This window comes from Caulobacter segnis (genome assembly GCF_023935105.1).
Classification (GTDB): Bacteria; Pseudomonadota; Alphaproteobacteria; order Caulobacterales; family Caulobacteraceae; genus Caulobacter; species Caulobacter segnis_B.
On record NZ_CP096040.1, the window covers coordinates 2,096,525 to 2,109,147 of the forward strand.

The 12,623-nt window shown below is 68.4% G+C and carries 10 protein-coding genes; 7 read left to right on the plus strand and 3 right to left on the minus strand.

What is annotated here, in order from left to right; genetic code table 11:
• Position 1: 1 nt before the first annotated feature.
• Complete coding sequence (gene cysD, locus MZV50_RS10310; RefSeq protein ID WP_252634444.1) at positions 2-970, minus strand: sulfate adenylyltransferase subunit CysD; 969 nt, start codon at positions 968-970, stop codon at positions 2-4.
• Positions 971-1,201: 231 nt separating this feature from the next.
• Here cysD and MZV50_RS10315 point away from each other — a divergent pair, with 231 nt between their 5' ends.
• The 3 genes from MZV50_RS10315 (at position 1,202) to MZV50_RS10325 (ending at position 4,853) form a co-directional block, all read left to right on the plus strand.
• The gene (locus MZV50_RS10315; RefSeq protein WP_252634446.1) at positions 1,202-1,408 is read left to right on the plus strand and encodes a hypothetical protein; all 207 of its coding nucleotides are present in this window, start codon (positions 1,202-1,204) and stop codon (positions 1,406-1,408) included.
• A 172-nt stretch (positions 1,409-1,580) separates the two neighbouring features.
• The gene (locus MZV50_RS10320) at positions 1,581-4,283 is read left to right on the plus strand and encodes a polar localization protein TipN (protein ID WP_252634447.1); all 2,703 of its coding nucleotides are present in this window, start codon (positions 1,581-1,583) and stop codon (positions 4,281-4,283) included.
• Between the two features lie 9 nt (positions 4,284-4,292).
• Complete coding sequence (locus MZV50_RS10325) at positions 4,293-4,853, plus strand: sugar transferase (protein WP_252634449.1); 561 nt, start codon at positions 4,293-4,295, stop codon at positions 4,851-4,853.
• On the opposite strand, the gene MZV50_RS10330 is transcribed toward MZV50_RS10325, so the two are convergent.
• Both MZV50_RS10330 and MZV50_RS10335 read right to left on the minus strand, forming a co-directional pair.
• Positions 4,850-6,298 carry a mannitol dehydrogenase family protein gene (locus MZV50_RS10330; protein ID WP_252634451.1) on the minus strand — a complete coding sequence of 483 codons (1,449 nt, stop codon included), beginning with the start codon at positions 6,296-6,298 and terminating at the stop codon, positions 4,850-4,852. The genes MZV50_RS10325 and MZV50_RS10330 overlap by 4 nt on opposite strands.
• Positions 6,299-6,400: 102 nt before the next feature.
• On the minus strand, positions 6,401-7,909 hold the full coding sequence (locus MZV50_RS10335; protein ID WP_252634453.1) for a UxaA family hydrolase: 1,509 nt from the start codon (positions 7,907-7,909) through the stop codon (positions 6,401-6,403).
• A 160-nt stretch (positions 7,910-8,069) separates the two neighbouring features.
• On the opposite strand from MZV50_RS10335, the gene MZV50_RS10340 reads away from it, so the two are divergent.
• The 4 genes from MZV50_RS10340 (at position 8,070) to kduD (ending at position 12,497) form a co-directional block, all read left to right on the plus strand.
• The gene (locus tag MZV50_RS10340; protein WP_252634454.1) at positions 8,070-9,158 is read left to right on the plus strand and encodes a LacI family DNA-binding transcriptional regulator; all 1,089 of its coding nucleotides are present in this window, start codon (positions 8,070-8,072) and stop codon (positions 9,156-9,158) included.
• A 96-nt stretch (positions 9,159-9,254) separates the two neighbouring features.
• Entirely contained in the window at positions 9,255-10,721 is a 1,467-nt protein-coding gene (uxaC, locus tag MZV50_RS10345; protein WP_252634455.1) for a glucuronate isomerase, read from the plus strand.
• Positions 10,722-10,745: 24 nt separating this feature from the next.
• On the plus strand, positions 10,746-11,588 hold the full coding sequence (kduI, locus tag MZV50_RS10350) for a 5-dehydro-4-deoxy-D-glucuronate isomerase (protein ID WP_252634456.1): 843 nt from the start codon (positions 10,746-10,748) through the stop codon (positions 11,586-11,588).
• 153 nt (positions 11,589-11,741) lie between these two features.
• Entirely contained in the window at positions 11,742-12,497 is a 756-nt protein-coding gene (gene kduD, locus MZV50_RS10355; protein WP_252634458.1) for a 2-dehydro-3-deoxy-D-gluconate 5-dehydrogenase KduD, read from the plus strand.
• Positions 12,498-12,623 lie beyond the last annotated feature (126 nt).

Consider the following 12,623-nt stretch of genomic DNA (forward strand, 5'->3'; position numbering starts at 1 on the left):
CTCAGAAGTACCCTTCCTGCTTCTTCTTCTCCATCGAGGCGGACTGGTCGTGGTCGATGACCCGGCCCTGGCGCTCCGACGTCGTGGTCAGCAGCATTTCCTGGATGACCTGGGGGAGGGTGGCCGCGGTGCTCTCGACCGCGCCGGTCAGCGGGTAGCAGCCCAGGGTGCGGAAGCGGACGCTCTTCATCTGCGGGACTTCGCCGTCACGCAGGCGGAAGCGTTCGTCGTCGACCATGATCAGCGCGCCGTCGCGCTCGACCACCGGCCGCTCGGCCGCGAAGTACAGCGGCACGATCGGGATGTTCTCCAGGTGGATGTACTGCCAGACGTCCAGCTCGGTCCAATTGGAGATCGGGAAGACGCGCAGGCTTTCGCCCGGGTGCTTGCGGGTGTTGTAGAGGTTCCAGAGCTCGGGGCGCTGGTTCTTCGGGTCCCAGCGGTGCTCGGACGAGCGGAACGAGAAGACGCGCTCCTTGGCCCGACTCTTTTCCTCGTCGCGGCGGGCGCCGCCGAAGGCCGCGTCGAAGCCGTACTTCGACAGGGCCTGCTTCAGGCCCTCGGTCTTCCAGAGATCGGTGTGCAGGGCGCTGCCGTGGTCGAACGGATTGACGCCGCGCGCTTCGGCGTCGGGGTTCTTGTGGACGATCAGGTCGAAGCCCAGCTCAGACGCCACCTTGTCGCGCAGGGCGTACATGTCCCGGAACTTCCAGGTCGTGTCGACGTGCAGCAGCGGGAAGGGCGGCTTGCTGGGATAGAAGGCTTTGGCGGCCAGGTGCAGCATCACCGCGCTGTCCTTGCCGATCGAGTACAGCATGACCGGGCGTTCGCACTCGGCCGCCACTTCCCGCAGGATGTGGATGCTCTCGGCCTCCAGGCGCTGGAGGTGCGTGAGGCGGGCCGGCGAGATCTGTGTCGTCGTCATCGGTTCCGGCGAGTACGCGGTGGATGCGAAACGGGTAAGGGCCAAGGCGAGGATCCGCAAAGGGAAATTGTCCGGGCTCGTCTCGTCGAGAAGGGCGCCGAATTTATGCTGCGACCTAGGCCCGACGGCGACCGACGACAACCGCCGGAAATCTGGGGGCGCTGTCAGTTGGCGTGGCGCCACATTCGGAAAGCTCAAGCCACACATGACCAAAAGTTCACTCGCATCACCCGCGAGTCTCTCGCATAACGGCGCTATCGGTTTCCGAGGTGGGCAATGGGCTTCCTGACCGAAATGCTGGCCGTGGCGGTCGTTTGGCTGTCCTCGTTCGCGCTGTGCCAGTTCGGCGTGGCGGTCGAGAGCGCGTGTCCGCACGCCAAGAGTCAACAGCACAAGACCGTCGCCCGCTCGCCGCGCGGCCTGGCCGCTCGCCCCGCACCGATCGCCGTCAACCTCCCCGCGACCGCCTCACGCGAGGCCTGAACGCGCGCCTTGGCGTCGCAACCCCTGCCCACGCAAGCAAAGTCGCTTTTCGCCAAGGCTTTTCGCCGTTAGGTTCATCTGACACGCGAAGGAGGGGTCCGGCGCGCGCAGGCTGTCTCCGTGTCCCCTCGCAGTCGCTCCTCTATGCCCCGTCTTGGGACCTTGGCTGTGTATGAAGCCTAAGAAGCGCCAACCGCTCGATTTCTCCGCGACGCCGCCGGAGCCGCCTTCTCAGGAAACAAGGGCCGAGGAAGCCGCGCCCGAAGACACCCCGGTCGCGCCCGAGCTCCCCCCCGAAGTTCCTGGACCGACGTCGTTTTCCGAGCCCGATGCGGAGATTCCGACCGCCGAGCCCCTGAGCCTGCGCGAGACCCTGGACGATGACCTGGCCGTGCCGCCGCCGTCGGCCGTGCGGTCGCGCCGCCGCCGTGAGCCGCCGCCCGAGCCGGTGACCAGCTTCGCCGAGCCCGAACTGAAACCGGCGACGTCGCTGGCCTTCGGCGCCCAGCCGCCCGCGCCGATCGTCGACAGCGAACGCGCCGCGCCGGCCAAGGCCGAGTCGCGCGAGCCGTCGCTGGACCTGCGCGGTCCGGTCGCCGAAGCGCCCGTGGCCCTGACCACCGAGACCGCGCCGCGTCGCATGTCCGGGGTCCTGTTCTGGACCATCGCCACCGCCGTCGCCGCCCTGTGGGCGTTGGCCCCGATCGCCTTCGCCCTGGGCTATGCGCGCGGCGTGCCGGCCTTCAAGGTCGAGAGCTTCGCGCTGATGGTGTTCGCCGGCCTGGCCCTGGGGCCGGCGCTGCTGACCCTGTTGGGCGCCTATCTGCTGCGCCAGGCGACGGGAGTCGCCGACGAACTGCGCCGCACTCGCACCCTCACCGACCGGATCGTGACCCCGGCGGCCCTGGCCGCCGTCGGCGCGTCCAGCGCCGCCGACGCCATGCGTCAGGGCGTCGAGGACGCCGCCAACGCCGCCGAGCGGGCCCGCGAGCACATCATCTCGCTGCGCCAGGCCCTGGCGGAAGAGACCGCGCGCCTGGCCGAGGCCGCCGCCGAGTCGGCCAAGATGGCCAACCAGCTGGCCCAAGGCCTCTCTCACGAACGCACCGCGATGGAGACCCTGTCGCAGTCGCTGGACGCTCGCTCCACGGCGGTGGTCGACGCGATCGGCAGCCAGGCCCGCATGGTCGCCGAAGCTTCCGACCTGGCCGAGACCCAGCTGCGGGAGGCCGAGGCCGCCCTGGCCGCCCGCGCCGCCGACCTGGCCGCCGCCGCCGCCGAAGCCTCGGACGCCGCTCGCGTCGGGGCCGAGGACCTGTCGCGCCAGATCGCTCGCCTGGAGACGGCCGGGACTGGCGTTGGCGACCAGGTGTCGGCGGTGGAAAAGACCCTGGCCGCCCAGCGCGCAGCCCTGGTCGAGATCAGCCAGGCCCTGCGCTCGGAGCAAGAGGACTTCGCCGCCGAGGCCGAGACCCGCACCGCCCAACTCACCGAGTTCGTCGCCTATACCCGTGTCGGCGCGACCGAGCTTTCGGACACAGCGTCCATGGGCGCGGAGATCCTGCGCGGCCTGATCAGCGCGGCGGCCGAGCAGTTCCGCGAGATGGGCGACACCGCAGAGGCCCAGCGCGAAGCCTATGCCGAGAACGCCAAGAAGACGCTGGAAGCCATCGGCGACGCCGCCGAGCAGCAGCGGACCCTCCTCGAGGAGGAACTGAAGGCGGCCATGGAGGCGATGGGCGAGGCGGCGCTGAAGGCCAGCCAAAGCGTCGAGGCCCGTGTCGAGGCGGCTCGCAGCCGCGTCGACCAGCTGAACGAGATCGCCTTCGCCGCCGGCCAGAAGGCCGACGCCGTCTTCGAATCCCGCATGGAAGAGGCGCGCGACATCATCGAGCACTCTGCTCAGATGGTCGAGCAGGCCGGCGCCCGAACGTCGCAGAAGCTGGCCGACTCCGTCCAGGCCGCGCGCGGCACGCTGGACGAGTTGGAAGGCATGCTGGCCGAGATCGGCAAGCGCACCGCCGAGTTGCCGTCCGAGGCCCTGCGCAAGGCCGCCGAGGTCCGGATCTCGATCGAGCAGGGCGTCGAGCAGTTGATGAACGCCGTCCGCCGCACCGCCGAGGAGACGGCCGCGATCGACCAGGCCTTCCAGGAGCGCGTGCGCCGCAACTACGAGATGCTCAGCGAGGCGGCCGGCGCCGTCACCGCGTCCAGCGCCTCGATCGTCGCCGCCCGCGCAGCCTCGACGACCGCGCCGGCCCGTTCACGCGCGGCCCCGCCGCCTGCCCAACCGTCTCAGGGTCTGCCGACGATCGACTTCGACGATGAGGACGAACCGCCGACCGACCGCCGCCGTCTGCGCCTGACCCCGACCGCGACTGACGAGGAATTCCGTTCGGTGTTCGAACAGGCCTCGTCGCGCAAGCAATCGTCGTCACCGCCGCCGGAGCCGGACGGCGAGGGCGGCTGGAGCTGGCGCAACCTGCTGGCCGGCATCGAAAGCAGCACGCCGGGCGACGCGGGCCTGGGCGAAAAGCTGGCCGCCGAGATCACCGCCATGGGCATCGATCCGCACGCCCTGCTGCCGCGCGGCCGGATCGACGAGATCGCCGCCGCCCTGCAGACCCGTGATGCGGGCGGCGCACGCGAGGTGGTCAAGCGCCTGGCGCCGGCCGCCATTCGTCGCCTGGTCCGCCGGCTGTTCTCGGACTCCACGCTGAGGGGCAACACCGAGCGCTTCCTGAAGCGCTATGCGGGCATGATCGAGGAAGCGGCCGGTCAGGATCGCGAGGGCTTCCTGCTGGCGGCCCTGCTGTCGTCGGACGCCGGCCGGGTCTATCTGCTGCTCGACGCGGCTAGCGGCGATCTCGGCTAGGCGCTTCAGGTGAAGCGCGCCTTCGACTTCCTGGCGGCGGCGGTCGGGCTGATCGTGCTGGCCCTGCCGCTGGCGGGGCTATGGCTGCTGGTGCGCCTGACCTCGCCGGGACCGGGGCTCTACTGGTCGCGGCGCGTGGGGAAGGGCTCGGCGCTGTTTCCGATGCCGAAGTTCCGCACCATGCGCATCGACACGCCCGAGGTCGCCACGCACCTTCTGGACGATCCGGATCGCTGGCTGACGCCGGTCGGGCCGCTGATGCGCAAGCTCAGCCTGGATGAGTTGCCGCAGCTGTGGAGCGTGCTGCTCGGCCATATGAGCCTGGTGGGACCGCGCCCGGCCCTGTTCAATCAGGACGACCTGATCGCGGCGCGCAAGGTGGCGGGCGTCGATGTCCTGCGCCCCGGCGTCACGGGTTGGGCCCAGATCAACGGCCGTGACGAGCTGGCCATTCCAGACAAGGTGGCGCTGGACGCCGAATACCTGCGTCGGCGCTCGTTCCTGTTCGACCTGAAGATCCTGGTCAGCACCGTCGTGCCGGTGCTGACCGCTAGAGGCGTGACCCGCTAGCCGAGATTGGCGTAGGCCTTCTCGACCGCGTCCACGAACGTCGGATTGCCGGTCAATGTCGTCGGGAACACGCTGTCCAGGGCCAGGAAGGCCGCGACATCGGTCTTGGCGTCGCCGGTGGCGGCGGCGCCGATCGCCGACAGCCTGTCGGCCAGCGGGTCGGTGATGGCTTCGCCGGCCTTGGCGCGCAGGGCGACGAACCGCATCCAGGCCGCCAGAGGGATCGCCAGGCGTTCGATCGAGCGGCCGGCGTCCAGAGTCTCGGTCAGGGTGCCGAGGATACGGAAGGGCAGCTTGGCCGAACCGTCCCAGGCGATCTGAGACAGGTAGTGGCGGATCTCGGGGTTGCGGAACCGGGCCAGGATCGCCTCGGCGTATTCGGTAAGGTCCAGGCCCCGCGGCGCGGTCAGGGTCGGGATGATGTCCTTGGCCATCAGGTCGCGGGCCAGGGCTTCCAGCGCCGGATCGCTGACCGCCTCGAACACGGTCTCGTGACCGCGCAGGATGCCGGCGTAGGCGAGGGTGGAGTGCACCCCGTTCAGCAGGCGCAGCTTGGCGCGCTCGAAGCCCCGGACGTCGTCGGTCAGGATGACGCCGACGCTGGCCAGGTCCGGGCCATCGGCCGGAAGCACGTCCTCGACCACCCATTGGGTGAAGGCTTCGCGCTGGATCGGCCAGGCGTCCTCCAGGCCGGTGGCGGTCAGGACGCGGGCCCGCAGGGCGTCGTCGGTGGCCGGCGTGATGCTGTCGACCATGGTGCGGGGGAAGCTACCCTCGCGTTCGATCCAGGCCGCCAGGTCGACGTCGACCTTGGTCGCGAAGGCCACGACGGCCGCCTTCAGGCGCCAGCCGTTGTCGGCGAGGTTGTCACACGCCACGACGGCGTAGGGCGACAGGCCAGCGGTAAACCGGCGGCGCAGGCCCTCGACGATATAGCCGACGGCGCTCTTGGGCTCGCGCGGATTGGCCAGGTCGTGGACGATGTCGGGGTGCGTCTCATCGAGACCGCCCTCGGCCGAGAGGGTGTAGCCCTTCTCGGTGACGGTCAGGGTGACGATGCGGGTGGTGGGGGCGGCCAGGCGCGCGAAGACCGACGGCGGATCCTCGGGCGCGACCAGCACCTCCTGGATCGAGCCGATCACGCGGAAGGTGGTCTCTGCGTCCAGCTGGGCCAGGGTGTAGAGGCCGTCCTGCGGCTCCAAGGCGTCGCGGACGCCAGGGCTCTTCAGCGAGACGGCGCAAATGCCCCAGCGTGGGTCGCTGGTCAGCAGCTGGTCGAAATAGAAGGCCTGGTGGGCGCGGTGGAAGGCGCCGGGGCCGAAGTGGACGACGCCGACCTGGACCTTGTCTCGGTCATAGGCCGGCAGGGCCGTGCCGGGGATCGCGCCGGGATAGCTGGTCGCGCTCAGACGCAGGGCGGGGGAGGTCGCGGAGGAAGCCGTCAAGGGAGCACGCCTGGGGTTTCATAGCGGAAGGATCGGCCGCCTACATGCTGTAGTCCGACCTTGGTGGCAATTGGCCTGACCATCTTTCTGGCCAGGCTGCTCCTAGAGCGTCACGCCCGACTTCCAGATCGCGATCTCGCGCTCGCCGTTCAGCTCGGCCTTGGTGGCCTTGCCCGAGGCGGTGTCGACCACGAGGTCCATCAGGCGATCGGCCGCGTCCTCCATCGAGACGCCGTCCAGCACCTGACCGGCGTCGAAATCGATCCAGCCGGGCTTGCGCTGGGCCAGGCCCGAGTTGGAGGCGATCTTCAGGGTCGGGGCGGGGAAGCCCAAGGGGGTGCCGCGACCGGTGGTGAACAGGATCACCGTAGCCCCGGCGGCGGTCAGCGCCGTCGACGAGACCGCGTCGTTGCCCGGCGCCTCCAGCAGGGTCAGGCCGTGCGGGCCGACCTTTTCGCCATAGCGCAGCACTTCGACGAGCTGAGCCCGTCCGCCCTTCTGCACCGCGCCCAGGGACTTCTCCTCCAGCGTGGTGATGCCGCCGGCGATGTTGCCGGGCGAGGGGTTCTCGTAGATCGGCTGGTTGTTGTCGATGAAGTAGCGCTTGAAGTCGTCGATCACCCCGACGGCCTCGTCGAAGATCTCGCGGCTGGCGGCGCGCTGCAGCAGCACGTTCTCGGCGCCGAAGACCTCCGGGATTTCGGTCAGGACCGGCGTGCCGCCGGCGTCGGCGACCTTGTCGGCGATGCGGCCGACCAGCGGATTGGCGGTGACGCCCGAAAAGCCGTCCGAGCCGCCGCACTTCAGGCCCACCACCAGTTCCGAGACCGGGATCGGCTCGCGCCTGTCCCGCTCGGCGATCTCCACGAGCGCCTCGACGGCGGCCAGACCGTCTTCCAGTTCGTCCTCGACCATCTGGGTGGTGAAGCTTCTCAGGCGGTCGCGGTCGATCTCCGGAGCGCTGTCCAGCAGGGCTTTCAGCTGGTTGTTCTCGCAACCCAAGCCCAGCAGCAAGACGCCGCCAGCGTTGGGGTGGCTGGCCAGGGCGGCGATCAGCTTGCGGGTGTGGGAGAGGTCATCGCCCAGCTGCGAGCAGCCGAACGGATGCGGAAAGGCGAAGACCCCGTCGACCCGGCCCGCGAAGCGCTGGTTGGCCTTCTCTGCGATGCGGCGGGCGGTGTTGGCCACACAGCCGACGGTGCACAGCACCCAGATCTCGTTGCGGGTGCCAGCGCGGCCGTTCTTGCGGCGATAGCCGTCGAAGGCGCGGGCCGGGACCTCCCCGTGGGGCTCAGGGGCGGTCGGGGCGAAGCTGTAGCCCTCGACGCCTTCCAGGCGGGTGTGGACGTTGTGGACGTGGACATGGTCGCCGACGGCGATGTCGACGACCGCCCGGCCGATCGGCCAGCCGTATTTCAGGACGTCTTCGCCAGCGCTGGCAAAGCGAATAGCGATCTTGTGGCCCTTGGGGATGTCGACGCGCGCCGTGATCGGCTGACCGTGCAGGTCCAGAATTTCACCCGCGACGAGGTCGCGCAGGGCGGTCGCCACGTGGTCGCGAGGGTCCACCGGGTGGATCGATTCGCGCTGGGCCAGGGTCGTTTCGGTCATCTTGGATCGTCGTCGCTGGAAGGAGTGTCGCCAATTTAGACGTTCGGTGACATGGTAACCGGTGTCAGCGTAGTCGCAAGCAGACGTTTCGTCCTAGGTTGGCGGTGCTTGCGCGGCTAGAGTATGACAAAAGAAAATGACTTAGGCTGCTGGAAACGCCGTGAACTCTTCGAAGACGCCTTCCTCGTCCCCGGAAGCCTCGAGTCCCGAGAGCAGTGAGAACGGCGTGGAGGGCGGCCGCCGCCGCGCCACGATCAACGACATCGCGCGCTTGGCGGGCGTTTCGAAGAAGACCGTTTCTCGAGTCATCAACCAGTCGCCGTTCGTCCGCGACGAAACGCGCGAGCGGATCGAGGCGGTGATCGCCGAGTGGGGCTACGCCCCCGACCCCCAGGCGCGGGGCCTGGCGTTCCGCCGCTCGTTCCTGATCGGCATGATCTACGACAACCCCAACCCACAGTACGTCGTGAACATGCAGCTGGGCCTGCTGGACGGCATGCGCGGCTCGGGCTTCGAGCTGGTCGTGCATCCGTGCAACCGCGCCAGCCCGACCTTCCTGCAGGACGTCCGCTCGTTCGTGGAGCGCCAGAAACTGTTCGGCGTCGTGTTGCCGCCGTCGGTGTCGGAGGACGAGCGCGTCGCCAAGCTGCTGAACGAGATCGGCTGCTCTTACATTCGCATCGCCTCGGTCGAACTGGACAAGCCCGAGCACATGATCGTCGGCCACGACCGCATGGGCGCCGCCGCGGCGGCGCAGCATATCGTCGGGCTGGGTCACAAGCGCATCGCCTTCATCTCGGGCCCCGAGAGCTTCCGTTCGTCGCACGAGCGGCGAGGGGGCTTCGAGGATGGACTGGCCGAGTCCGGGCTTAAGCTGACCGAGAACGACATCGTCCAAGGCGCCTACACCTTCGAGTCCGGCGTGGCGTGCGGCGACGTGTTGTTGGCCCGGACCCCGCGTCCGACGGCGATCTTCTGCGGCAACGACGAAATGGCGGCGGGCGTCCTGCAGTCGGCGCGAAAGGCCGGCCTGTCGGTGCCGCAGGACGTTTCGGTCGTCGGCTTTGACGACTTCCAGATCGCCCAGGCCGTCTGGCCGCCGCTGACCACGGTCCACACCCCGACCCGCGAGATCGGCAAGATGGCGGCCGAGAAGCTGATCGGCGTCGAACGGCGCGAGCCGCGCGACATGACCAAGACCGAGCCGAGCCTGGTGGTGCGCGAGTCCTCCGGGCCGGTTCCCGTCTAGAGCCTTCGCGGCCCATTCGGGTTGCCACGAACCATGACACCGGTTACCAAGCGGGCCGCAGCGGCCGCCGGTGAGATAGGGAGCAGACGCACAGCCATGCCCAGGCCACTGAATTTCCATGAAGATCGGCTGTTCCCGGCGGATGCGACGACGCGGTCGTACGCGCGGGGGCTTTATGGGCTGGTCAAGGACCTGCCGATCATCAGCCCGCACGGCCACACCGATCCTTCCTGGTTCGCGACCAACGAACCGTTCCAGGACGCCACCGACCTGCTGCTGGCTCCGGACCACTATCTCTTCCGCATGCTCTACAGCCAGGGGATCGCCCTGGACGCCCTGAAGGTGCGCTCCAAGGCCGGGGTTCCGGCCACCGATCCCCGCGCGGCCTGGAGGCTGCTGGCCGCCAACTTCCACCTCTTCCGCGGCACGCCCTCGTGGATCTGGCTGAACCACGTGTTCTCCAAGGTGTTCGGCTTCACCGAGTTCCTCGACGAAACCACGGCCGACGCCTATTTCGACCGCATCAACGAAGCGCTCGCCACCGACGCCTATCGGCCCCGGGCCCTGTTCGACCGCTTCAACATCGAGACCCTGGCCACCACCGAGGGGCCGCACGAGAGTCTCAAGCACCATCAGGCCATCCGCGAGAGCGGCTGGGGCGGCCATGTGATCACCGCCTACCGCCCCGACGCGGTCATCGACTTCGAGGACGAGCGCAGCCCGCGCGCCTTCGAGCGCTTCGCCGAGGTCTCGGGCCAGGACGTCTATAGCTGGAAGTCCTACCTGGAGGCTCACCGCCTGCGCCGGGCGGCCTTCATCGAGGCCGGGGCGACGTCTTCGGACCACGGCCACCCGACGGCGGCCACCGCCGACCTCTCCGACGTCGAAGCCGAGGCCCTGTTCCAGGATCTGGTGAAGGGCAATGTGACGCCGCAGAAGGCCGAGCTCTTCCGCGCCCAGATGCTGACCGAGATGGCCAAGATGAGCCTGGACGATGGGCTGGTCATGCAGATCCACCCCGGCTCGCACCGCAACCACAATGTCGGCCTGCTGGGCACTCACGGCCGCGACAAGGGCGCCGACATCCCGATGCGCACCGAATATGTCGATGCGCTGAAGCCCCTGCTGACCCGGCTGGGCAACGATCCGCGCCTGTCGGTGATCCTGTTCACCCTGGACGAGACCACCTACAGCCGCGAACTGGCCCCGCTGGCCGGCCACTATCCAGTGCTGAAGCTGGGCCCATCCTGGTGGTTCCACGACAGCCCCGAAGGCATGATGCGCTTCCGCGAGCAGGTCACCGAGACCGCCGGCTTCTACAACACCGTCGGCTTCAACGACGACACCCGCGCCTTCCTCTCCATCCCGGCCCGCCACGACGTCGCCCGACGCGTCGACAGCGCCTTCCTGGCCCGCATGGTCGCCGAGCACCGCATGGACCTCAACGAAGCCGAGGACCTCATCGTCGACCTGACGTACAACCTGCCTAAGAAAGCCTACAAGCTGGATCAGCGTCCCGACTGGGCTCGTCCCACCTCGGTGCTGCCCGCCGCCGCCGAATAAGAACACCCTTCCGGAGACTTCCCGATGTTTTCCAAGACCTATCACGCCACCCATCCGGACATGATGTTCGCGGTCAGCAACGACGACCTGCGCGACCGCTACCTGATGCAGGGCCTGTTCCAGGACGGCGAGATCGTCCTGACCTACAACCACGCCGAACGCTTCGTCGTCGGCGGCGTCGTGGCCACCTCGGCCGTCAAGCTGCCCGACCAGACCGAGCCCGCCTCGGCCGCCGGCCACCCGTTCCTGGAGCGCCGCGAGCTGGGCGTGATCAATGTCGGCGAGACCACCGGCAAGATCACCGTCGACGGTGTCGCCTACGAGATCGTTCCGCGTGACGGCCTGTACGTCACCATGGGCGCCAAGGACGTGACGTTCGAAGGCCTCAACGGCGAAGCCGCGCGCTTCTACCTGGTCAGCCTGCCGGCTCACGCCGCGTTCGAAACCAAGAAGCTGGCCTTCGCCGACGCCGTCGCCCTGGAGCGCGGCGCGCTGGAGACCAGCAACGAGCGCACGATCTACCAGTACATCGTCCCGACCACCTGCAAGTCGGCCCAGCTGCTGCTGGGCATGACCGTGCTGAAGCCGGGCAGCGTCTGGAACACCATGCCGCCCCACCTGCACGACCGTCGCTCGGAAGCCTATTTCTACTTCGGCCTGGGCGAGAACGACCGCGTGTTCCACTACATGGGCGAGCCGGACGAGATGCGTCACATCGTGATCGCCAACGAAGAGGCCGTCATGAGCCCGCCGTGGTCGATCCACATGGGTTCGGGCACCGCCAACTACACCTTCATCTGGGCGATGGGCGGCGAGAACCTCGACTACACCGACATGAACGTGCTGGACATCTGCCAGCTGAAGTAGGGGCTTTGGCCCACGTCCGTTTTGGCTGTCATCCCGGCCGAAGCGAAGCGTAGAGCCGGGACTCAGGGACCACCGCCCTAAGCGTGGTGCCTGGGTCCCGGATAGCCTCTTCGAGGCTTCCGGGATGACACGAATTTTGGACAGGAACTGAAAATGGCCAATCCGTTCAGCCTCGAAGGCAAGGTCGCGCTCGTCACCGGCGCCAACACCGGGATCGGGCAGGGGATCGCCATCGCCCTGGCCGCCGCCGGCGCGGACATCGCCGCCGCGGGCCGCAGCGAGCCGACCGAAACCCAGAAGGCCGTCGAGGCCCTGGGCCGCAAGTTCCTGTCGATCAAGGCCGACTTCGGCTCGATCGAGCCCGTCCAGCGCGTGGTCGACGAGACCGTCGCCGCGTTCGGCAAGGTCGACATCCTGGTCAACAATGCCGGCATCATCCGTCGCGCCGACTCGATCGAGTTCAGCGAAGCCGATTGGGACGCGGTGATGGACACCAACCTGAAGGTGGTCTTCTTCCTGACCCAGGCCTTCGCCAAGCAGGCGCTGAAGCAGGGGGGCGGCAAGGTGATCAATATCGCCAGCCTGCTCTCGTTCCAGGGCGGTATCCGCGTCCCATCGTACACGGCCGCCAAGTCGGGCCTGGCTGGCCTGACCAAGATCCTGGCCAACGAGTGGGCGACCAAGGGGATCAACGTCAACGCTATCGCCCCCGGCTATTTCGACACCAACAACACCGAGGCCCTGCGCGCCGACCAGGACCGCAACGCGGCCATCCTGGCCCGCATCCCGGCCGGCCGCTGGGGCCGCCCGGAGGACATCGGCGGCGCCGCCGTGTTCCTGGCTTCGTCGGCCGCGGACTATGTCCAGGGCATTACCTTGCCCGTCGATGGTGGCTGGCTGGCCCGCTAGCGAAAAGAAAACGCGCAAAAATTGGATGGTAGCGCAACCATCGTGCCGGGCGGGTTTTCCCGTCCGGTGAAGCGCGCTAGAGGGCGCCGCAGCGTTAGCGCCCCGGAACGATACTGGAGCGTGGAC